General features: G+C 72.9%; 10 protein-coding genes and 1 pseudogene. 5 read left to right on the top strand and 6 right to left on the bottom strand.

Features of this window, described 5'->3' with window-relative positions; all coding sequences use genetic code 11:
* Positions 1-5,966: type I polyketide synthase (locus HN013_RS30525; RefSeq protein WP_171171994.1), on the bottom strand; the 5,966-nt coding region annotated here is incomplete at its 3' end.
* A gap of 229 nt (positions 5,967-6,195) precedes the next feature.
* Between HN013_RS30525 and HN013_RS30530 the strand changes: the two genes are divergently transcribed.
* On the top strand, positions 6,196-6,966 hold the full coding sequence (locus HN013_RS30530; protein ID WP_171171995.1) for a 2,3-dihydro-2,3-dihydroxybenzoate dehydrogenase: 771 nt from the start codon (positions 6,196-6,198) through the stop codon (positions 6,964-6,966).
* Positions 6,967-7,044: 78 nt separating this feature from the next.
* On the opposite strand, the gene HN013_RS30535 is transcribed toward HN013_RS30530, so the two are convergent.
* From HN013_RS30535 to HN013_RS30555, 5 genes are all read right to left on the bottom strand, one after another.
* Positions 7,045-12,099 (bottom strand): type I polyketide synthase, encoded by a 5,055-nt coding sequence (locus HN013_RS30535; RefSeq protein WP_171171997.1) that lies wholly within the window; start codon positions 12,097-12,099, stop codon positions 7,045-7,047.
* A 69-nt stretch (positions 12,100-12,168) separates the two neighbouring features.
* Positions 12,169-12,735, bottom strand: coding sequence for a DUF1579 family protein (locus HN013_RS30540; RefSeq protein ID WP_171171999.1), 567 nt, complete (start codon positions 12,733-12,735; stop codon positions 12,169-12,171).
* A 52-nt stretch (positions 12,736-12,787) separates the two neighbouring features.
* On the bottom strand, positions 12,788-13,072 hold the full coding sequence (locus HN013_RS30545) for an acyl carrier protein (RefSeq protein ID WP_171172000.1): 285 nt from the start codon (positions 13,070-13,072) through the stop codon (positions 12,788-12,790).
* Between the two features lie 5 nt (positions 13,073-13,077).
* Positions 13,078-14,607, bottom strand: a complete 1,530-nt coding sequence (locus HN013_RS30550) for an amino acid adenylation domain-containing protein (RefSeq protein WP_171172002.1) — start codon at positions 14,605-14,607, stop codon at positions 13,078-13,080.
* Positions 14,604-15,740, bottom strand: coding sequence for an acyl-CoA dehydrogenase family protein (locus tag HN013_RS30555; RefSeq protein WP_171172004.1), 1,137 nt, complete (start codon positions 15,738-15,740; stop codon positions 14,604-14,606). Before HN013_RS30555 ends, HN013_RS30550 begins: the two co-directional genes overlap by 4 nt.
* A 421-nt stretch (positions 15,741-16,161) precedes the next feature.
* On the opposite strand from HN013_RS30555, the gene HN013_RS30560 reads away from it, so the two are divergent.
* The 4 genes and pseudogenes from HN013_RS30560 to HN013_RS30575 form a co-directional block, all read left to right on the top strand.
* The gene (locus tag HN013_RS30560) at positions 16,162-17,361 is read left to right on the top strand and encodes a 3-deoxy-7-phosphoheptulonate synthase (protein WP_171172006.1); all 1,200 of its coding nucleotides are present in this window, start codon (positions 16,162-16,164) and stop codon (positions 17,359-17,361) included.
* A gap of 177 nt (positions 17,362-17,538) precedes the next feature.
* The gene (locus tag HN013_RS30565) at positions 17,539-18,234 is read left to right on the top strand and encodes an isochorismatase family protein (RefSeq protein WP_171172008.1); all 696 of its coding nucleotides are present in this window, start codon (positions 17,539-17,541) and stop codon (positions 18,232-18,234) included.
* A gap of 122 nt (positions 18,235-18,356) precedes the next feature.
* Entirely contained in the window at positions 18,357-20,279 is a 1,923-nt protein-coding gene (locus tag HN013_RS30570) for an anthranilate synthase family protein (RefSeq protein ID WP_171172010.1), read from the top strand.
* A gap of 132 nt (positions 20,280-20,411) precedes the next feature.
* A pseudogene (locus tag HN013_RS30575) lies at positions 20,412-21,929 on the top strand (type I polyketide synthase); the annotation flags it as partial.
* Positions 21,930-22,160 lie beyond the last annotated feature (231 nt).

Below are 22,160 nucleotides of genomic sequence, written 5' to 3' on the forward strand. Positions count from 1 at the left end.
CCGGCGACGCAGGCGGCGGCGATCTCGCCCTGGGAGTGACCCACCACCGCCTGCGGAACGATGCCGACCGATTCCCAGAGGCGGGCGAGGGCCACCATCACGGTGAACATCACCGGCTGGACCACATCCACGCGCTCCCACGCGCCCTCGGGCCCGTTGCCGGTCAGGACATCGCGCACGGACCAGCCGGCCAGCTCCTGGACGACCGCCGAGCACTCGTCGACGACCGCCGCGAACACCTGCGAGCATTCCAGCAGCTCGGCACCCATCCCGGCCCACTGCCAGCCCTGCCCCGGAAACACCAACACCGCACGCACCACACCCGACACCACACCGCGATGGGCGGTGCTGTCGAGCCCGGCCAGCAGCTCCTCGCGGCGCTCGCCGACGACCGCCAGCCGGTGGCGGCCCACGGCGCGCTCCGCCAACGCCTGTGCCACGGCGGCCGGATCCAGCTCCGCACCGCCCCGAGTGACGAACTCCCGGAGTCGGTCGACCTGTTCACGCAGCGCGGACTCGGTGTCGGCGGAGAGCATCCACGGCACGGGCTGCGGTGCGGTGAACTCGCGGTACCAGTACGGAAGATGCTCCCAGGGGTAGCCGGGAAGGCCGACCACCTTGCCGCCGGAGGGGGCAACGAGCCCTTCCGGTGCCACGGGACGGCAGCCGGCGACGAACAGCCCGGCCGCGACCGACGCGGGTGCCTCCGCGACCTGCGCGAACCGCACCTCCACGTCGCACATGGCGTCCGCGTCCGCGTCCGGAGCCGGGGCGGCAGCGGCGTCACCGGCGACCAGAAGCCGTAGCCCGTCCGCCGCGGACAGCAGCCCCGACGCCCAGGCCGCGGTGACCCGGCCCGGGCCCTCGCCGACCGACGCGTGCGCGGAAATCCCCAGCGCGCGAAGGGCGTTGGTGGCCGCCGCCTGGTGGCAGAACACCTGGGCGGCACGCAGCTCCTGTGTGGCCTCGCCGCGCGGGTCGAAGGCCGAGCCAGTGATGTCCGTCAGCAGGCGGGCGAACTCCTCCAGGGTCCGGTCGTACGCGGAGGAACGCTCGGCCCAGCGGCGCCGGGCTCCGGGGTCGGGCAGCTCCGTCCCGTACCGGAACGCGACGGTCTGCTCCTCGCCGTTCTCGACGTGGCCGGTGTACGCGGAGGGGGTCGGCAGCCCGTCGGCGTGGGCCTCCAGGGCGTCGGCGAGCGAGGCGGCGTCGGATCCGACGACGGCGAGCCGGTGGTCCAGGAGGGAGCGCCGGTGGGTGGCGGTGAAGACCACGTCGGCCACGTCCTCGGGCGTGGCCCGCAGCCGTTCGGCCATCCTCCGCGCCACGTCCTTGAGCGCGGCCGGGGTGGCCGCCGTGACCAGCAGCACCCGCTCCTCCGGCCCGGCGTCCGCCGCGCCCTGCGGGGCCGCGGGGGCGTTCCGGTCGAACTGCTCGACCATCACATGGGCGTTGCTGCCGCTGAAGCCGAACGCGCTGACGCCGGCCCGCGCCGGACGGTCCCGGTGCGGCCACTCCTGGGCCTCGGTCACCAGCCGGACCGGGAGCCGGTCCCAGTCGATGCGGCTGGACGACCGGTTCACCAGGTGGGGCGGGAGCGCACCGCGGTGGAGGGAGAGTACGACCTTGAGGAGACCGACGGCTCCGGCCGCGGCGCCCAGATGGCCGACGTTGGCCTTCGCGGAGCCGATCAGCACGGGGTGCTCCGGGTCACGGCCCGGCCCGAGGGACTCCGCCAGCGCCCTGACCTCGATGGGGTCGCCCAGCGGGGTGCCGGTGCCGTGCGTCTCGACGTAGTCGACCTCGTGCGGGGCCCAGCCGGTCCGGGCGAGGGCGCGCCGCACCAGGTCGGCCTGCGCGGCGGGGTTGGGCACGGTCAGTCCGCCGGTCGCCCCGTCCTGGTTGACCGCGCTGCCGCGCAGCACGGCGTAGACGCGGTCGCCGTCGCGGACGGCCGCCGACACGGGCTTCAGGACGAGCACCACGGCGCCCTCGCCGCAGCCGAAGCCGTCGGCGTCCTCGTCGAACGCCTTGCACCGCCCGTCGGGTGCCAGTGCTCCGCTCGCCCCCATGGAGGCCATCAACGGGCTCGGGGCGACGATCGCGCTGGCGCCGCCGACCACGGCGACCTCGCAGTCGCCGGAGCGCAGGGCCTGGCAGGCGAGGTGCACGGCCGTGAGCGACGCCGAGCAGGCGGTGTCGACCGTCATGCTGGGGCCGCGCAGGCCGAGGATGTACGACAGCCGGCCGGCGAGGGCGGCGAACGACGTTCCGGTGCCGTGGTAGAGGTTGAGCTTCGAGGGCTCCATGTCGCGGGCGACGAGGTACTGGTAGTCCGCCATGGACAGGCCCGCGTAGACGCCGACCGGCCGCTCGTCCAGGGTGTGCGCGGGGCAGCCCGCGTCCTCCAGGGCCTCCCACGCGGTCTCCAGGAACAGGCGCTGCTGCGGGTCGAGCAGCTTCGCCTCGCGGGGGGAGATGCGGAAGAAGGGCGCGTCGAAGTCGGCGATGTTGTCCAGGTAGGAGCCGTGCATCGGGATCGCGTCGCCGAGCTCGGACCAGATCGGGTCGGCCAGCCGGTCCTTGGGGAACGGGGTGGCGGTCGGGGTCTTCGCGCTCAGCAGGTCCCAGAACTCCTGGGGCGTCGAGGCGCCGGGGAGGCGGCAGCTGACGCCGATGACGGCGATGCCGTCGTCTCCCGGCCCGGCGGCCGGCTCCACGGCTCCCGCGGGTTCGGCGACTGCTGCGGCTACGGGCTCAGGGGCGGCCTCCGGCTGGTGTGCGGGTGCCACCTCGGCGAGGTATTCGGCCAGCCCGCTGATGGTCGGCCGTTCGAAGACGATGGTGGTCGGCAGCGTCACCCCCAGCTCCTGCTCCAGCCGAGTGCGCAGCGCCACCGCCGTCAGGGAGTCCAGGCCCTGCTCGAACAGGCCGCGGCGGCGGCCCAGTTGCTGGCCCTCCGGGAGCCCCAGCAGCTCGCGCACCGTCGCGGTGACCAGCTCGGTCAGCGCACCGGTACGGGGGCGGGCGGCGGCAGCCGGCGCCTTCCGGGACGGGACCGGGGAAACGGCGGGCGCCGGGGCTACGGACGCCGGGGCAGGCGCGGATACCGGGACGGCGGCCGCCGTGACGGGGGCGGAGACGGGAGCCGTTCCGTCCGTCGTCGCGTACAGCTCCGCGGTGACCTGGTCGTTCGCGTCCAGCAGGCTGACCTTGACGCGCGCCGGAAGGGCAGCGGCTCCGGTTCGGGAAGACCGCCCGCCGCCCACCTGCTGCCCGCGCTCCACGCCCGGCAGCCAGTAGCGGTCCCCGCCCCAGGACGGCACCGGGAGGGTGCGGTACCGGCGCGGGCGCCCGGTGACCTCTTCCCACCGCACTGGGGCACCGGCCACGTGGAGGCGGGCCAGGGCCTTGTGCGCGGCGACCGGCCCGGGCTCGTACCTGCTGAGCACCGGGACGACCGCCGCCTGCCGCCCGCGGTGCCGCTGGGCCTCGGTCAGCGAGGGGACGAGCACCGGGTGCGGGCCCACCTCGACGAACGGGTGGTCGTCCTCGGCGAGCAGCCGGTCGACGGCGGGCCACAGCCGGACGGGGCTGGTGAAGTTCCGTACCCAGTACGCCGCGTCGTGGACGGTGTCCTCGGCGTCGGGGTCGACGGTCGACAGCATGCGGACGGAGGGCGCGCCGTACGGGAGCCCGGAGAGCGCGGATTCCAGGCGGTCCCCGAGGTCCGCGATGAGCGGGCTGTGCGCGGGGGCGTCGACGCGCAGCAGCCGGCAGCGCATGCCGCGCGACTCCATGGCCCGCGCCGCCTCCCCGACGTGCTCGGCGGCGCCCGCGACGATCAGCGAGCCCGGGCCGTTGACCGCCACCACGGTGACCGGCAGCCCGGTCCCGGCGAGGGCGGCGGTGACGCTCTCCTCGTCCGCGGTGACCGCGTACATCAGCCCCCGGCCGGAGGCCATCCCCAGCGTCTCGGAGCGCCGCACGATCAGGGTGGTGGCGGCTTCCAGGCTCAGCGCGCCGGCGGCGTGCGCCGCGGCCACCTCGCCGAGGCTGTGGCCCACGATCGCCCCCGGGCGCACACCCTTGGCGGCGAGCCACCGGCCCATGGCGACCTGCACGGCGAAGATGGCCGGCTGGACGACCTCGGTCTTCTGCAGGCCGGTCTCCGGGTCCGCGTCGCGGATCTCGTCGATCAGGGACCAGCCGGCCTCGGCGCGGATCAACTCGGCGCACTCGTCGAGGGCTTCGCGGACGACCGGGTCGCCCGCGTAGAGGTCCAGGGCCATGCCCGGCCACTGGCCGCCCTGGCCGGAGTAGACGAAGACCGGCCGCGGGGCGCTGTCCGGGTCGGGCACCACACCCGCGTAGGCGCCGTCCTGGGGCTCCTCCGGGTCCTCCAGGGCCTCGACGATGCCGTCCCGGCCGGTCGCGACCACGGCGAAGCGGTGCGTCTCGTGGGTGCGCCGGGTCGTGGTGGACGCGGTGAGGTCGGCGAGGTCCTCGTCGGCCGTGCCGGCGGCCAGCTCGCGCAGGCCGGACACCTGCTCGGCCAGGCCCCGGGGGCCGGTGGACGAGGCGAGGAGGACATAGGGGTGCGCGGCGTCCCCGTCCCGGGGTTCCGGCGCGGGGGTCCCGGGGGCCTCGACGATCACATGGACGTTGGTGCCGCTGAGGCCGAAGGCGCTCACTCCGGCCCGGGCCGGGCGGCCCGGGGCGTCGATGCCGATGTGGTCGGCCGGCACGGTGACGGCGCCGTCGCGCCAGTTGACGCCCGGGTTGAGGGCGTCGACGTGCGGCTGCCGCGGAATCGTCCCGGAGCCGACCGCCCAAGTGGCCTTGAGCAGCCCGCCGATCCCGGCCGCCGCGTCCATGTGGCCCAGCAGGGCCTTGTGGGAGCCCACCAGGAGGGGGTTGTCGCGGTCGCGCCCGGCTCCGTAGACCTCGCCGATGGCGTCGACCTCGATCACGTCACCGATCGCGGTGCCGGTGCCGTGGGCCTCCACATAGTCCAGGTCCGCCGGGGAGAGCCCGGCGCGCCGCAGCGCGGTCTCCAGCAGCGAGGCCTGGGCCAGCGAGTTGGGCACGGTGAGGCCCATGCTGGTGCCGTCGTTGTTGGCGGCCGAGCCGCGGACGACGGCGTGGACGCGGTCTCCGTCGGCCAGGGCGTCGGCCAGCCGCTTGAGCACCACGACGCCGGCGCCCTCGCCGCGCACGATGCCGTCGGCCGAGGCGTCGAAGGGACGGCACCGGCCGGTGGGGGAGATGGCACCGACACGGCTGAGGAAGACGCTGATGTCCGGCGTGACGAGCAGGCTCACGCCACCGGCGAGGGCCGTGTCGCAGTCGCCCGCCCGCAGACTCTGACACGCCTGATGGACCGCCAGGAGCGACGACGAGCAGGCCGAATTGACTGCCGACACCGGCCCGTTGAGGTCGAACGTGTAGGCCAGGCGCCCTGCCGCGAAGCTGAACTCCAGCCCGGATACGTGGTGCTGACCGATCCCTTCGACACCGAGGGTACGGGCGTGCAGGAGCTCGTAGTCCTTGGCGAGCAGCCCGAACATCACAGCGGTACGGGTGCCGCTCCACTCCTCACGGGTCCGCCCGGAATCGGTCATCGCCTCCCAGGCCACTTCGAGGATCAGCCGCTGCTGCGGGTCGAGCAGCGCGGCCTCGCGGGGAGTCACCCCGAAGAAGGGGGCGTCGAACCGGTCGATGTCGTCGAGGAAGGCGCCCCTGCGGTTGGAGATGGTGCCGGGGCCGCCCGCGGCGTCGTGGTACTCCGCGCCCCAGCGGTCCGGGGGCACGTCCGCGAAGACGTCGGTGGCGGACGTCAGCAGCCGTCCGTAGGAGTCGAGGTTCCGTACGCCGCCGGGGAAACGGCATCCCACACCCACGATGGCGATGGCGGACCCCACTGCTTCGGCGGGCGTCGATCCCTTGTCGGAACCGCTGTTCATCTATTCCCTCCGATGGGATTGTCCGGGAGCCTGACATGCCGTTGCGGGAATTCCTCACTGCGGGCAGCCGCAGCCCGATGCTAGGTACGGGAAGGGAGCGCGTCAGCCCCTATCCGCCCGTGGTAACCGTCGGTCCGTCAATAGGGGTGGGGTACGGGTGTCGTGGCCGGGACACCCCTGCGAGGCTGGGGCAAAAATCGACATCAGTCTCCGAAGAGGGGAACTTCCGATGCAGGGCAGAATCGCGTTGGTCACCGGGGCCGCCGGCGGAATAGGGGCCGAGGTGGCCCGGGCGCTCGCGGAGCGGGGCGCGGTGGTGGCCGCCGTCGACCGGGACCCGGACGGCGTGCGGGAGACGGCCGGCAAACTGGTGGCGGACGGACTGGACGTGCACCCGTTCGCCGTCGACGTCAGCCGCGCCGACCAGGTCGCATCCCTGGTCGACGAGGTGGAGCGACGGCTCGGCCCCATCGACCACCTCGTCAACGCCGCGGGGGTGCTCCGCCTCGGGGAGGCCAGGACGTTCAGCGAACAGGACTGGCACGACACGTTCGCGGTCAATGCCACGGGTGTTTTCCTGATGTCCCGGGCGGTGGTCGACCGCATGGTGCCACGGTCCTCCGGGGCCGTCGTCACCGTCGCGTCCAATGCGGCGGGAACGCCCCGTACGGGTATGGCCGCCTACTGCGCGTCAAAGGCCGCGGCGACGATGTTCACCAAGAGCCTCGGCCTTGAGGTCGCCCGGTACGGAATTCGCTGCAATCTGGTGGCACCCGGGTCCACCGACACTCCCATGCTCAGGTCCATGTGGCAGGACGACAACGGGGCGCGGAACACCATTGCGGGACAACCGGATTCCTACAAAGTGGGAATTCCGCTGCATAAGCTCGCGACTCCCACGGATATCGCGGACGCGGTGGTGTTCCTGCTTTCCGACCGGGCCGGTCACATCACCATGCAGCACCTCACGGTCGACGGCGGTGCCACGCTCGGCGTCTGACTTGGTGTCTGACCGAACCGCTGTACAACGGGCCCGGTGCCCGCTCCCGGAGGGGAGTGGACACCGGGCCCTCCGCTGTCAGCCGAGCTCTTCGTGCGCCACGCGCTGGCCGAACCCCATGGTCGCCTCGCCGTCGCCCGCGTCGGCCGCCTCGACCGGCGCGTACGGCACGGTCCGGCCCGCCGCCGCGAGGTACCGCCGCCAGTCCGCGCGGGCCAGCCCGACCCGGGGCGCGGCGCCGGCCAGGACCTGGCCGAGCGCGTGCAGCGCCGCATCCGCGGGGGCCGGATGGATGCCCGCCTCCTGGAGCGATGCCGTACCGGCCTGCTCCGTGCCCTGCCAGGGCCCCCAGGCGACGCTCACCGCGGGCAGGCCCTCGTGGCGGCGGTGTCCGGCCAGTGCCTCGAAGAAGGCGTCGGCCGCCACCGCCACCGTCTCGCCACCGCGGCCGGGGAGCGCGCCGACGGGGGAGGAGAGGACGAAGAAGTCGAGCTCCAGAGTCTGTTGGTGCAGGTGCCAGGGCCCGCGCACCGCGCGGCCGAGCGCCGCGCGGAACTCGTCCCACTCCCAGGCGTCCAGAGGGGCGGACGGCATGGGGCTGGTGAGGTGGACGACGCCGCGCAGCGGCGGAAGGCCCCGTTCGACGTGTTCCAGCAGCGAGGACACCGCCGCCGCGTCGTCGAGCTCGCCTTCCCACACGGTGAGTTGGACACCGTCGCGGGAGGCGACCTCCGCGGCTCCGGCGCCGGCCAGGACCACGGACGTGGCCCCTTGACCGGCGAGCCAGTCCACGACCGCCGAGGCCGCCGTGCCCGAGCCGCCCAGGACGAGGTAGCTGACGCCCTCCCGGATCTTGACGGCGCCCTCGCCGTCACCGGGAAGCGCGCTCTCCCGGAGCCGTGCCGTGTACCAGCGGCCGTCACGCAGCGCCAGGTGCCCGGACCCGTTCAGCCCCGCCGCGCGCCGTACCAGGCCGCCCGCGGTCACCTGCCCGTCACCCGGCTCCAAGTCGGCCTGGACACACGGGAGATGCGGATGCTCCCAGATAATGGTCCTGGCCAGGGCGGTGAAGAGGGTCTGCGGCAGTGCCTGTCCGGCGTCGGGCGATTGGGGCCCGGTCGCCCCGGTGGTGCACAGGACGACCTTCGGTGCCCGGTCGGCGTACGCGCGCAGGAAGTTCCGGAGGAACGTGAACCCGTCGCGGCCCGCCGTCCAGGCCCCGTCGAGCAGCCCCTCCGCGTCGGCACTGGCGTCGCCGCCGTGGAAGAGGAGCCCCGCCACCGTCTTTCCGCGGCGCCGGAGTTCGGCCCACACCTGCTCCGGGCCGTCCGCCCGGTCCGGGGCGAAGAACAGTGTGTCGGGGTCCTCGTCCGCCGTGCCGGAGCCCGGGACGACGGCCAGCGCGGGGATGCCGTCCAGCAACAGCTGCGTCCGCCACTCCCGGGCCCGCTCGGCGTCGGCCGCGTAGACCAGCCAACTCCCTTCGGGAACCGGGATGGTCGGGACGCGCGAGCCGTCCGCCAGGGGCTGCCAGACCAGTTCGTGCCGCCGCAGCGGGGCCGCTGCCAGCGACGCGCTCTCGTCCTCCGATATCGGCCGCAGGGCGAGCCCCTCGACCGTCGCCACCGCCTGCCCCGCCTCCGACACCAGCCGTACGCCGACGGATCCGTCGGCGTGGCGGCGGGCGTGCACCCACACCGCGTCGGGCAGTTCGCCGTGGACGGTGAGCCGTTCCACGGCGCGGGGGGTCAGGCACCGGTCGCCGATCGTCGAGGCGAGGGCGAAGGCCGCGTCGAGGACCGGAGCCCAGGACGGCGTACCGCCGGCCCCGCGGCGCACCTGCGCGACGACCTCGTCGGTACCGCCCCACAGGCCGGTGACCTCCGCCGCTCCGCGGTCGTGCTCGACGCCCTGCCGCCACAGCCGGGCGTACCAGGCCGCGACGGGCCGCTCCGTAAGACCGGAGGCGAGCGACGCCGGATCGGCCGGTCCGTCCGGGGCGCGCCCGGCCGGCTCCGCGGCCGCCACGCTCACCAGCGGCTCCCATGCGCTCCCGGTGCGGGCGAAGCCGCGCACCAGGGAGCCGTCGCCGCCCCGCAGCGTCTGCAGGGGCAGTGGCCCGGCGGTGGGGAACGCCGCCACCTTGTGCAGCTCAACTCCCCAAAGGGTGCCGGGGGTTTGTATGCCCGCGGCGGCCAGCGCCCAGTCGGCCAGGACGCCGGGGGAGAGCACCGGGGTGCCGTGCACCCGGACCGGCAGTGGCCCGTCGGGGCCGGTGAGGCTCTGGGTGAACCACTGCCCGGCCGGGTCGGCCAGCTCCAGCGGCGTGCCCAGCAGCGGGTGGGCGGCCGCGGGCCCGGCCGGGTCCGGGGAGCTGCCGTCCGGCGGGACCAGCCAGTACCGCTGGTACTGGAAGGGGGAGGTGGGCAGGTCCACGTGGGCGGGCCGGTGGCCCTCGAACGCGGGGGCCCAGTCCACCGCGACGCCGTCCGCGTGCAGGGCGCCGACCGCGGTGAGCAGCGCCCCGGCCTCGTCGGCACCGCCCTGGGCGCCGACGAGGAGCACCGGCTGGCCCGCGCCGCCGTGGGCGGCGACGCAGCGCTGGGCGAGGGCGGTCAGCGCGGCGTCCGGGCCCAGTTCGAGGAAGCGGGTGACGCCGTTGTCGCGCAGCCGCGTGGCGGCGGCCAGGAATCTGGTGGGTCTGCGGGAGTGGTCCGCCCAGTACTCCGGGGTCCGCAGCCGCTCCGCGGGGACGACCGTGCCGTCCAGCCCGGAGACGAACGGTATCGCGGCCTCGGTGAAGGCGATCCTGTCCACGACGCGCTCCAGTGCGCCCGCCGACGTGCCCGGCCGGCAGCCGACGGAGGTGGGCCGGGCGGGAGCGAGCGGTCCTGTGGCCCTGCCGCGTGCCCGCCAGTGGTCCGCGATCTCCCGGACCCGCTCGCGGTCGCCGGAAACGACAGTGCCCCCGGGCTCGTTCACCGCGGCGATCCCGGCCCGGGCCTCCGGCCCTCCCAGCCCGGGGCCCGCGAGGAGTTCGTCCTCCGTGGCCTGGATCCACACCGACGCGCCGTCGGCCGGGACCTCGCCCGGACCGTTCGGGGCGAGTGCCAGCGCACAGGCGTCGGCGAGGCCGAGCACCCCCGCGGCGTGCGCGGCGGCGACCTCGCCGACGCCGAGCCCGGTCACGTACTCGGCGGTGACGCCGAAGGCGTCCACGAGCCGGTGGAGCGCGACGCCGAACGCGAAGCGCGCGGCCCGGGCGACGCGCGGCGACCCGTACCGTCCCGCGGGGTCCAGCATCAGCTCGCGCAGCGGGCGGGATCCTTCGGCCTTCCCCGACGTCGCGAGAACGGCATCGAGTTCGGCGCAGACCTCGTCCAGGGCGCGTGCGAAGGCCGGGAACGCGGCGTACAACTCACGTCCGGCGCCCGGCTGTTCGCGGCCGTCGCCCGAGAAGACCAGAGCCGTCCTGCCGCGGCTCTCCGCGGTGCCCCGGACCAGGTTGGCCGCGGCGCCGTCCCGGGACAGGGCGTCGAGCCCGGCCAGCAGCTCCTGCCGGTCCCGGCCGACGACCACCGCGCGGTGCGGGAAGGAGGGGCGGGTGGTGTGCAGGGCGGCACCGACGTCGTGGACGTCCGCCTCGGCGCACGTCTCGCGCACCCGGGCGGCCTGATGACGCAGCGCCTCGGGGGACTTCGCCGAGATGATCCAGGGGACCGGACCGTCCGGGCGGACGGTGGCCGCGGGCCGCTCGGCGGGCTCCTCGGCCGGGGCCTCCTCCAGGACGAGGTGGGCGTTGGTGCCGCTCAGCGTCAGGCAGGTCACGCCCGCCCGGCGGATCCGTTCGCCCTTCGGCCAGGGCTCCGACTCGGTGGCCAGCCGCACCGTGCCGGCGGACCAGTCCGCGTGCGGGGTGGGCCGGTCCACGTGCAGCGTCTTCGGTATCCGCTCGTGCTGCATGGCCATGACCATCTTGATGATGCCGGCCAGGGCACCGACGGTCTGGGTGTGGCCGATGGTGGACTTCACGGAGCCGAGCCGGACCGGCTCGTCCGCGGAGTGCTCCCGGCCGTAGGTCGAGATGACCGCCCGGGCCTCCACTCCGTCGCCCAGGGCCGCGCCCACGCCGTGGCCCTCCACGACGTCGACGTTCTCCGGGGTGAGCCGGGCGTCGGCCAGGGCCTGCCGGATCACCCGCTCCTGGGCCTGCCCGCGCGGCGCCCACATGCCGTTGGTGGAACCGTCCTGGTTGATCGCGGAACCGCGGATGACGGCCAGCACCCGGTGACCGTTGCGGCGCGCGTCCGACAGCCGCTCCAGCAGGAGCATGCCCGCCCCCTCGGACAGGCTGGCGCCGTCGGCGGCGGCCGAGAACGACTTCGAACGGCAGTCGGAGGCAAGGTTCTTGCGGCGCAGGAAGTCGAGGAAGGTGACCGGCAGGGACATCACGCACGCCCCGCCGGCCAGGGCGAGCGTGCACTCGCCGTTGCGCAGCGCTTTGACGGCCAGGTGCGTGGCCACGATCGACGACGTGCACTGGGTGTCCACGCTGACGGCCCCGCCCAGCAGGTCCATCAGGTACGAGACGCGCCCGGTGGCGGCGCCGGAGGAGCTGCCGAAGCCGATGAACTGCTGCAGCTCCTCCGGCGGCGGGCCGCCCACCAGCAGCGGATAGCCGCCGAACTGGAGACCCGCGTAGACGGCGGTACGGGTCTCCCGGGCGGAGACCGGGTCGATGCCCGCGCGCTCGAACGCCTCCCAGGACGTCTCCAGCAGCAGCCGCTGCTGGGGGTCCATCGCCCGTGCCTCGGCCGGGGTCATCCCGAAGAACTCCGGGTCGAACCGGTCGGCGTCGTGGAGGAAACCGCCCCTCAGCTCCGGCATGCGGCCGGCGAGGTTCCACCCGCGGTTGACCGGCAGCCCCGACAGGACGTCCTGGCCGGAGTCCACCACCTCCCACAGGTCCTCGGGCGACCGCACACCGCCGGGGAACCGGCAGCCGATGCCGATGATGGCGATGGGTTCCCGGTTCTTCGCCTCCTCCGCGGACAGCCGGTTGCGGACCTGCCGCAGTTCGGCCGCCGCCTTCCTGAGGTACTTCTGTAGCGTCTCTTCGTTTGTCACGGGCATCTGCTGTCGGCTCCTAGACGAAGGCGTCGGCCGGTGGCCGCCGGGGCGGCTCGTTCGCGGCGTCGGCCCTTACAGCTCGGACGGGGGAGTGATGGTGCAGTGCTGGATGTCGTACAGCTTCCACTCGCCCTCGACCTCGACGAAGGCGTCGAGCCGGAAGTGCGTGTCGTCGATGGGGAAGTAGGCGTCCTTGGACTTCGAACGGACCCCCACCTCGCCGAGCACGTGCGAGCCGACGAACTCCAGGTGCCCGTCCTGCCAGCCGGGCGAGGTGGACCAGCCGAGGGTGCCCAGCGAGTCGACGTAGTACGACTCGAAGTGCTGGTCGGGCTCGCTCCACCCGATGATCCACTTGCCTTCCAGCTTCGGCGAACCGTCCGCGTAGGTCGCCTGGAGGTCCATCTGGTAGTACTGGCCGCCCATGATGGGAGCGGTCATCGCCACCATCTGCACGCCGGTGTTGAAGGTGACCTCCATCTTGCCCAGCAGGAAGTCGAGTTGGTGGAGCTGGGCCGGGGGCTCGTGGTTCTCCTTGACGGGCCGGGCCGTCGGCCGGTGGTTGTCCAGGTAGTCCGCGACCTTGGCGTCGCCCTCCGACGCCGTCCCCGCCTCGTGGGCCGTGGTGCTCTCCGTCATGACGGTGTTTCCTCTCCTGGTTCTCTGATACCGGGTTCTCGGGGTCCGGCCGTCAGGCGGCGGACGAGGCGGCGAGCTCGCCGATCAGGGCGGCGATGCTCCGGACGTCCTTCAGATCACGGGAGTTGAGCTTCCGCGGCGGAATGGTCACGCCCAGCTCCGTCCGGACATAGTTGAGCAGGACCACGGTCCGCACGGAGTTGAGCACGCCCCATTCGAGGAGCGGTGTGGTTCCGTCGAGCTCGCCCTTGGGGTCTCCGTCGAGGAAGCGCTCGCGGATGAAGGCGGTGATCTTCGCCTCGATCTCGTCGGTCCCGGCTGTCTGGTCCTGGGCCATCGGTCTCATTCCTTCCGGTGGGGGGCTCCGCCCCCGTCGGCCGCGCTCTCCCCGGACGGGGACTCCTGGAGCCGGGCGCCGAGCGCGGCGCGGTCGATCTTTCCGTTGCGGGTGCGCGGCAGACTCGCCGTCATCCGCAGGTCCTCGGCGAGCATGTAGCGCGGCAGCCGCCGCGCGCAGTGCCCGCGAAGCTCCAGCGCCCCGGGCTCGTGACCGGGCCGGGGCACCACCCAGGCCACCAGGCGGGCCTCCATGCCGCCGCCCACCACGAGGGCCGCCGCCTCCGCCACGCCCGGGTGGGAGGCGAGCGCCGCCTCCACCTCGCCCAGCTCGATCCGGTGCCCCCGGATCTTCACCATGTGGTCGCGCCGGCCCACGTAGTCGAAGGCGCCGTCCGGCAGCACCTTCACGAGGTCCCCGGTGGAGTACGGGCCCCGGTGCGGCTCCGCCCCCCAGTAGCCCAGCATCACCGTGGGCCCGGAGACCCACAGCTCGCCCTCCTCACCGGGACCGGCCGTCCCGCCGTCGGCGCGCAGCGCCCACGCCAGGTCGCCCGAGCAGGCCGCCCCGATCGGGACAGGGCGGTCGCGCCGCAGATCGTCCTCGGTGACCTCACGGAAGGTGCATACGTTCGTCTCGGTCGGCCCGTAGAGGTTCAGCAGCCGGGCCGACGTCCACGCGGCCAGTGCCCGGACGTGCGGGACCGGGAACGGCTCGCCCGCGAAGAGCACCGCCCGCAGACCGTCCGGCGCCGGACGGTCGAGCAGACCGCCCTCGCGCACCATCAGGATCAGCGCGGACGGCACCGAGTACCAGATGGTGATCCCCTGCCCGTACAGGAACTCCACCAGCTGGGACGGCGCGTAGGCGAGCTCGGCGGGGACCAGGTGGACGGAGGCGCCGACCGAGAACGCCGCGTACAGGTCGAGCACCGACAGGTCGAAGTGGAACGGCGCGTGGCTGGAGAACCGGTCCTCGGGCCCGGCGCCCAGCGACCCCACCGCCCACTTCACGAAGGCGAGGGCGTTGCGGTGGCTGATGCAGACGCCCTTGGGCGTCCCGGTCGAACCGGAGGTGTAGAGGATGTACGCGAGGTCGTCCAGCTCCGCAGGCTCGTCGACCGGGCCGGCGGCGGTGTCGTCGGTGCCGTCCTCGGCCAGGTCGCGACAGGGCACGGACGAGGCGCGCAGCCGCTCCGACACCGCGCCGAACCGGTCCTCGGTGGTCAGCACGGCCGCGGCGGAGCAGTTCTCCGCCAGACCCGCGACCCGCTCCAGCGGAGCCGAGCCGTCGGCGGGCACATAGGCCGCGCCCAGCCGGAGCACCGCCTGCATCGCCACCACGACCCGCGCCGACTTCTCCGCCCAGATGATCACGCGGTCCCCGCGGCCCACGCCGAGCGCGCGCAGCCGGTGCGCGAGGGCGTCGGCGTGTCGGTCGAGCTCCCCGTAGGTGAGGTCCCCCTCCGGGGCCGCCACGGCCGTCCGCCCCGGGTGCTCGGCGGCCGACTTCCTGACCAGCTGATGAAGGGTCACAGTCCCAGCTCCCGTGCGATCACGTCCCGCTGGATCTCCGTGGTGCCCGAGAACAGGGTGCTGGGCACGGCGTCCCGCAGCTGCTCCTCGGCGCTTCCGTGGAGATAGCCCCTGCCGCCGAGGATCTGTACGGCGTCGAGGGAGTTCGCCACCGCGGCCTCGGAGACCGCGATCTTCGACAGGGCGGCCGCGCCCTTCTCGTACGGGTCCTGGTCCAGCTGCCAGCAGGCCCGGTACAGCAGCCAACGGGCCGCCTCCAGACGCTGCTTCATTGTGGCGAGGCGATGGGAGACGGCCTGGAACTCGCCGATGCGCTGACCGAACTGCCGCCGCTTGTCGGCATGTTCGACGCATTCGGCGAGCTGACGTTCCATCACACCCAGGTAGATGCCGAACAGGCAGGCGCGCTCCCACGCCATGGAGTGCTGGAAGACGGCCGCGCCCTGGCCCTCCTCGCCCAGCAGGTACTCGGCGGGAACACGGCAGTTGTCGAACCGCACCCGGCCGGCCGGACAGCCCGTCAGTCCCATCTTGGGCAGGGGATCGCCCAGCCCGACCCCGGGCAGATCGGTGGGGACCGCGAAGGCGGAGACCCCGAGGAAGCCGGCCCGGGGATCGGTGACGGCGTAGGTGACGACGAGACCGGCGACGGGGGCGTTGCTCGCCCACGACTTCTCGCCGTCGAGCACATAGCCGTCACCGTCGGGACGGGCGGTGACGCTCATGTTCCCGGTGTCGGACCCCGCGTCGTCCTCGGTCATGGCGTTGGCCGCGATCAGCTCCCCGGACGCCAGCCCCGCGAGCAGCCGGTCGCGCACCTCGTCCGAGGCGAAGTCCCGGACGGGAACGGCGCACGCCAGGAGATGGGCGGCTACCGCGAACGCGAAACCGGTGTCCGGGCAGGCCCGGCCGAAGGCCTCCAGACAGAGCGCGGTGTCCAGCGCGGACAGGTCACCCCCGCCCGCCTCCACCGGCAGACACAGACCCGTCAGCCCCATTCTTCCGGCGGCCTTGAAATGTGCGCGGGCCACCTCGGCATCGGCCGAGGCCCGGCTTCCCTTCCAATGGTCGGCCACCTCCCGCAGAATTCTCTCGGAGCGGTCCCGCTGTGCCGCGGCAATGCCAAAATCCATAGCGATTCGTGCCTCATCGTGAGGGGTGCTGCAACGGTCTGGAAACCCACGCCGACCGCCCATGGGAAAGGCGGTACGCGGTCGGACGACGCAAACCGACGTGGAACTCGGCGAGAGCCGTTGTGGCGGTTTCCGATTGACGGCCGTCCTGCCCGGACAGGCTAGTGAGCGAGCGTCCCGAGTGTCACCCCCTAAGAACTCCCTGCGGGCCCGGCCGCGCCGCCACCGGCCCGCGACCCCGGTACGAGGGCAGGCCACAGCCCCGGCGTAAGGGGGAGTCCCCTAGCCCGGGCCGGGGGTCCCGCCGGGGTTTAGGGGTTCTCAGTCATGCCCCACCGGCCCACGATGGGGGCCAAACGACACCTCGAAAAGCCGGCGCGATTTCATGGACCACCGGCGTGACGCACGAGGAGAGCCTGGGATGCAGCGGGGGACCCGCAGCCGGCCGTTTCTCGAAAGGGCGCCGTTTCTCGAAGGGAAGCCCGCCCTGCAACAACCCGATTGGGGAGACCGGTCGCAACTCCACCTGGTACGCGAGGAACTCGCGAATTCACCGGGACTGACGACACCGTCCGACATCGCCGTACTCAGATCACTGCTCGCCCGCGTGGCCGCGGGCGAGTCCCATGTGATCCAGGCCGGGGACTGCGCCGAGGACCCGGCCGAGTGCACCGCCGACTCCATGGCCCGCAAGGCGGGCCTGCTGGACATCCTGGCGGGCACGATGCGGATGACCACACACCGGCCCGTGCTGCGCGTCGGCCGCGTCGGCGGCCAGTACGCCAAGCCGCGCTCACGCCCCACCGAACAGGTCGCCGGGGTCGAACTCCCCGTCTACCGGGGGCACATGGTGAACGGCCCCGAGCCCGACCCGCTGGTCCGCGAGCCGGACCCGGTCCGGATGCTCTCCTGCTACCGGGCCGCGAGCCAGGTGATGAAGCACCTCGGCTGGCAGGGCGAGGACCGGCAGCGGGACACCGGGCCGCACGTCTGGACCAGCCACGAGGCACTCGTCCTCGACTACGAGGTGCCGTTCCTGCGCCACGACGACGAAGGCCGGCTGTACCTCGCCTCCACCCACTGGCCGTGGATCGGCAACCGGACCCACCAGCTCGACGGCGCCCACGTCGCGCTGCTCGCCGCCATCACCAACCCGGTCGCCTGCAAGGTCGGCCCCGCCATGACGGCCGGCGACCTCGTCGGCCTCTGCGCCGTGCTCGACCCCCACCGGGAACCCGGCCGCCTCACCCTCATCGCCCGCATGGGCGCCACCGCCGTGGCCGAACGGCTGCCCGAACTCGTCCAGGCCGTACGCGCCGCCGGGCACCCCGTCATCTGGCTGTGCGACCCCATGCACGGCAACACGCTCACCACGCCGTCGGGCATGAAGACCCGCTACCTGAAGTCGGTGCTCCGGGAGACCGAGCAATTCCAGTGCGCCGTCTCGGCGTTCAACGGCGTGGCGGGCGGACTGCACCTCGAAGTGACCCCCGACGCCGTCACCGAGTGCGTGCTCAACGAGAACGACCTCGACCGGGTCGAGGAGAAGTACACCACCCTGTGCGATCCGCGCCTCAACCCCGCCCAGTCGGCGTCCGTCGTCTCGACCTGGCGCGCCTGACGGCCGGCGCCGCCCCGGCGGCTGCCCGAACCGGCGCCACGATCAGAGGCCGGCGCCGGCGCCGACGCCGGAGACCGGCGGAACTCGAGGGTCACCGGAGACCGGTGGAAGCCTGGAAGAACCAGCGGAAGTCCCAGCGGAAGAACCAGCGGAAGTCCCGGAGGAAACGGCCGAACCATGCCTGGCATACCCCCCATCACGCCCTACTCCATGCCGGTGCGGGACGACCTGCCCGACAACACCGCCCGGTGGACCGTCGACCCCCGCCGGGCCGTCCTCCTCGTCCACGACATGCAGCGCTACTTCCTGAAGGCCTTCCCGGCCGGTAGCCCGCGCGACGCCCTGGTGGACAACTCGGCCGCACTGCGCCGCGCCTGCGCCGACGCCGGCATGCGCGTGGCCTACACCGCACAGCCCGGCGGCATGACCGAGGAACAGCGCGGACTCCTCATGGACTTCTGGGGACCCGGCATGACCCCCGAGCCGGCCGACCGCGAAGTCGAGGACCGCCTGGCACCGGAGCCGGGCGACTGGACCTTCACCAAGTGGCGCTACAGCGCCTTCTTCCGCTCCGGCCTGCTGGACCTGATGCGCGCCGAAGGCCGCGACCAGCTCGTCGTCTGCGGCGTCTACGCACACGTCGGCGTGCTCATGACCGCCGTCGAGGCCTACACCAACGACATCCGGACCTTCCTCGTCGCCGACGCCGTCGCCGACTTCTCCGCCGAGCAGCACCGCATGGCCCTGGAGTACGCGGCCGGCCGCTGCGCCATGGTCCTCACCACGGCCGAGGTGCTGGACGCGCTTCAGGAGCCGCCGACGGCGGAACCGCTCGTCGGCGGGGCCACGGGCAGGCAGGGAGGCTTGTCATGACGGACCACAGCGCCAACTCCGGTACCGGCCCGGACACCGCGTCCCCGGTCGCAGCCGACCGGCTGATCGACCGGNGCGGAACCGCTCGTCGGCGGGGCCACGGGCAGGCAGGGAGGCTTGTCATGACGGACCACAGCGCCAACTCCGGTACCGGCCCGGACACCGCGTCCCCGGTCGCAGCCGACCGGCTGATCGACCGGATCCTGGCGGCCGACCCGCCCGCCTTCGCGGTTCTCCACCGTCCCGAGGCGACGGGCCGCGACCGGCTCGACGTCATGACCGGCGAAGTGACCCACCACGAGACCCTGGCCGACCTCCCGGTCCGCCCGCCCGTCCCGGGACGGGCGGGCCACGACGTGCTCGCGATCGTCCCCTACCGGCAGATCGCCGAGCGCGGATACGCGTGCGTCGACGACGGGGCGCCGCTGATCGCGATGGCCGTCGGGGAGCACGCCACCGTCCCGGTCGCCGACCTCACGGCCCGCATCGCCGACGCCCCGGTCCGGCTCACCGGCGGACACTTCGACACCGACGACGCCGCCTACGCGGAGATCGTCCGCAGCGTCATCGAGGACGAGATCGGCACCGGCGAAGGCGCCAACTTCGTCATCCGGCGCTCCTTCGTCGCCGAGATCTCCGACTACACGCCGCACACCGCGCTCGTGGTCTTCCGGCGCCTGCTGGAGCGGGAATCGGGCGCCTACTGGACGTTCGTCGTCCACACCGGCGACCGCACCTTCGTCGGCGCCACCCCGGAACGGCACATCACCCTGGACCGGGGCACCGCGGTGATGAATCCCATCAGCGGCACCTACCGCTACCCGGAGTCCGGTCCCACCCTGGCGGGGATGAAGGAGTTCATCGCCGACCGGAAGGAGACCGAAGAGCTCTATATGGTCCTGGACGAAGAGCTCAAGATGATGGCCGGGATCTGCCCCGAGGGCGGCCGGGTCCGCGGCCCCCACCTGCGGGAGATGGCCCGGCTCGCGCACACCGAGTACTTCATCGAGGGCCGCAGCGACCGGGACGTGCGCGACGTCCTGCGCGAGACCATGTTCGCCCCCACCGTGACCGGCAGCCCGCTGGAGAGCGCCTGCCGCGTCATCCGCCGCCACGAGCCGGAAGGGCGCGGGTACTACAGCGGCGTCATGGCGCTCATCGGGCACGACCGGGAGGGCCGCGACGTCCTCGACTCGTCGATCCTCATCCGGACCGCCGACATCGACCGGACGGGGACGATGCGGATCGGCACCGGTGCCACACTGGTCCGCCACTCCGACCCGTACGCCGAGGTCGCGGAGACCCGCGCCAAGGCCTCCGGCCTCCTCGCCGCCCTGGACTCCGAAGCCGGCACCCGCTTCGCGGACCACCCCGAGATCCGCCGCGCCCTGTCGGCCCGGAACGGAACCATCGCCCCGTTCTGGCTCGGCGAGGACGCCGAACGGACCCGGACAGTGGCTGAACTCCTGGGCCGCACGGCACTGGTGGTGGACGCCGAGGACACCTTCACCGGGATGCTCAGCCATCAACTGAGCGCCCTGGGGCTGGAGGTGACGGTTCGTCGCTTCGACGAGGACTACCGGTTCGGCGAACACGACCTCGTCGTCATGGGACCGGGGCCCGGTGACCCTCACGACGACGAGAGCGGGAAGATCGCGCACCTGCGTGGCGCGGTACGAACCCTGCTGGCCGGACGCCGGCCGTTCCTCGCCGTCTGCCTCAGTCACCAGGTCCTCTGCCGGGCACTCGGCCTGACGGTCGCCCGCTGTGCCGTGGTCAACCAGGGACTCCAGCGCGAGGTGGACCTCTTCGGCGAGCCGGAGCGCGTCGGCTTCTACAACACCTTCACCGCGCTGAGCCGCGACGACAAGGTCGACTGCCCGGGCGTGGGCATCGTCGAGGTCAGCCGCGACCGCGCGACGGAAGAGGTGTTCGCCCTGCGCGGGCCGCACTTCGCCTCCATGCAGTTCCACGCGGAATCCGTGCTCTCCCAAGGGGGCGTACGCATTCTCGGCACGATGCTGAAGGGCCTGATGAGGCCTTAACTACTGGCCATTGCAAGTGACTTGAGCACGTACGGCCATCCCTCACGGCCACTTCTCCACCCCACCTCGCAGCACGACAACGTATCGCCGGCCCGGACGGCCGGGACATCCAGGAAGGCTGGAACGATCCAGATGGCGGACGAGCAGAAGACCGTTGAATACCTTCGGCGAGTGACTGCGGACCTGCACAGGACCCGTCGCCGCCTTCACGAGGTCGAGTCCAGCATGCTGGAACCGATCGCCGTCGTCGGCATGGCCTGCCGCTTCCCCGGCGGTGTGCAGTCGCCCGAGCAGCTGTGGGAGCTGGTCGCGGGGGAGACCGACGCCACCACGGACTTCCCCACGGACCGCGGGTGGCCGGAGGACCTGTACGACCCGGACCCCGAGCGGACGGGAAAGTCCTACGCCCGGCGCGGCGGCTTCCTGGACGATGTGGCGGGGTTCGATGCGGAGTTTTTCGGGATCTCGCCGCGTGAGGCGTTGGCGATGGATCCGCAGCAGCGGTTGTTGCTTGAGGTCTCCTGGGAGGTGCTGGAGCGTGCGGGCCTGGACCCGGCGGCGCTGAAGGGCAGCCGGACGGGTGTCTTCGTCGGCGCGTCCACCTCGGCGTACATCCCTGACCTCGATCACGTGCCGGAGATCGTCGAGGGTTACACCCTCACCGGCAACCTGGCGAGTGTGCTGTCGGGGCGGGTGTCGTATTCGTTCGGCTTCGAGGGTCCTGCGGTGTCGGTGGACACCGCGTGTTCGTCGTCGCTGGTCGCGCTGCACCTGGCGGTCCAGGCGCTGCGGCAGAGCGAGTGCGAGCTCGCGCTGGCCGGCGGTGTCGCCCTGCTGGCCAGCCCCACCCCGTTCGTCGAATTCTCCCGCCAGCGAGGCCTCGCCCCCGACGGCCGCTGCAAGCCCTTCTCCGCCGATGCTGATGGGACGGCGTGGGGCGAGGGTGTGGGTTTGGTGGTGTTGGAGCGGTTGTCGGATGCTCGGCGGTTGGGGCATCGGGTGTTGGGTGTGGTGCGTGGTTCGGCGGTGAATCAGGATGGTGCGAGTAGTGGGTTGACGGCTCCGAATGGTCCGTCGCAGCAGCGGGTGATTCGTGCGGCGCTGGCGAATGCNGATGCTCGGCGGTTGGGGCATCGGGTGTTGGGTGTGGTGCGTGGTTCGGCGGTGAATCAGGATGGTGCGAGTAGTGGGTTGACGGCTCCGAATGGTCCGTCGCAGCAGCGGGTGATTCGTGCGGCGCTGGCGAATGCGGGGCTGTCCGCGGGTGATGTGGATGCGGTCGAGGCGCATGGCACCGGTACGAAGCTGGGCGATCCGATCGAGGCGCAGGCGCTGCTTGCCACGTACGGGCAGGAGCGTTCGTCGGAGCGGCCGGTGCGGCTGGGCTCGTTGAAGTCCAATATCGGTCACACGCAGGCTGCGTCCGGTGTGGCCAGTGTGATCAAGATGGTGATGGCGTTGCGGCAGGAGGAGCTGCCGCGGACGCTGCATGTGGGTGAGCCGTCGCCGTTCGTGGACTGGGACGCGGGCGCGGTCTCGCTGCTGACGGAGCCGGTGGCCTGGCCGCGCGGCGAGGACGTCCGCCGGGCCGGTGTCTCGTCCTTCGGCGTGAGCGGCACCAACGCCCACCTGATCCTGGAGGAGGCTCCCGCGGCGGTGCCGGGGGAGGCGCAGGCGGAATCGCCGGTCGAGGCGGTGGCGGCGGACGAGTCTGCCGTCGTCGAGGTGGCTCCGGTGGTGTCGGGTTCGGCGGTGCCGTGGGTGCTGTCGGGCGGCAGCGCCGGNCCGTCGTCGAGGTGGCTCCGGTGGTGTCGGGTTCGGCGGTGCCGTGGGTGCTGTCGGGCGGCAGCGCCGGTGGTCTTCGGGCGCAGGCCGCCCGGC

The organism is Streptomyces sp. I05A-00742 (assembly GCF_013055795.1).
GTDB lineage: Bacteria > Actinomycetota > Actinomycetes > Streptomycetales > Streptomycetaceae > Streptomyces.

Coding starts and splice junctions, on each gene's coding strand:
- HN013_RS30530 (WP_171171995.1), top strand. CDS start 6,196: ATGCAGGGCAGAATCGCGTTGGTCACCGGGGCCGCCGGCGGAATAGGG.
- HN013_RS30535 (WP_171171997.1), bottom strand. CDS start 12,099: ATGCCCGTGACAAACGAAGAGACGCTACAGAAGTACCTCAGGAAGGCG.
- HN013_RS30540 (WP_171171999.1), bottom strand. CDS start 12,735: ATGACGGAGAGCACCACGGCCCACGAGGCGGGGACGGCGTCGGAGGGC.
- HN013_RS30545 (WP_171172000.1), bottom strand. CDS start 13,072: ATGGCCCAGGACCAGACAGCCGGGACCGACGAGATCGAGGCGAAGATC.
- HN013_RS30555 (WP_171172004.1), bottom strand. CDS start 15,740: ATGGATTTTGGCATTGCCGCGGCACAGCGGGACCGCTCCGAGAGAATT.
- HN013_RS30560 (WP_171172006.1), top strand. CDS start 16,162: ATGCAGCGGGGGACCCGCAGCCGGCCGTTTCTCGAAAGGGCGCCGTTT.
- HN013_RS30565 (WP_171172008.1), top strand. CDS start 17,539: ATGCCTGGCATACCCCCCATCACGCCCTACTCCATGCCGGTGCGGGAC.
- HN013_RS30570 (WP_171172010.1), top strand. CDS start 18,357: ATGACGGACCACAGCGCCAACTCCGGTACCGGCCCGGACACCGCGTCC.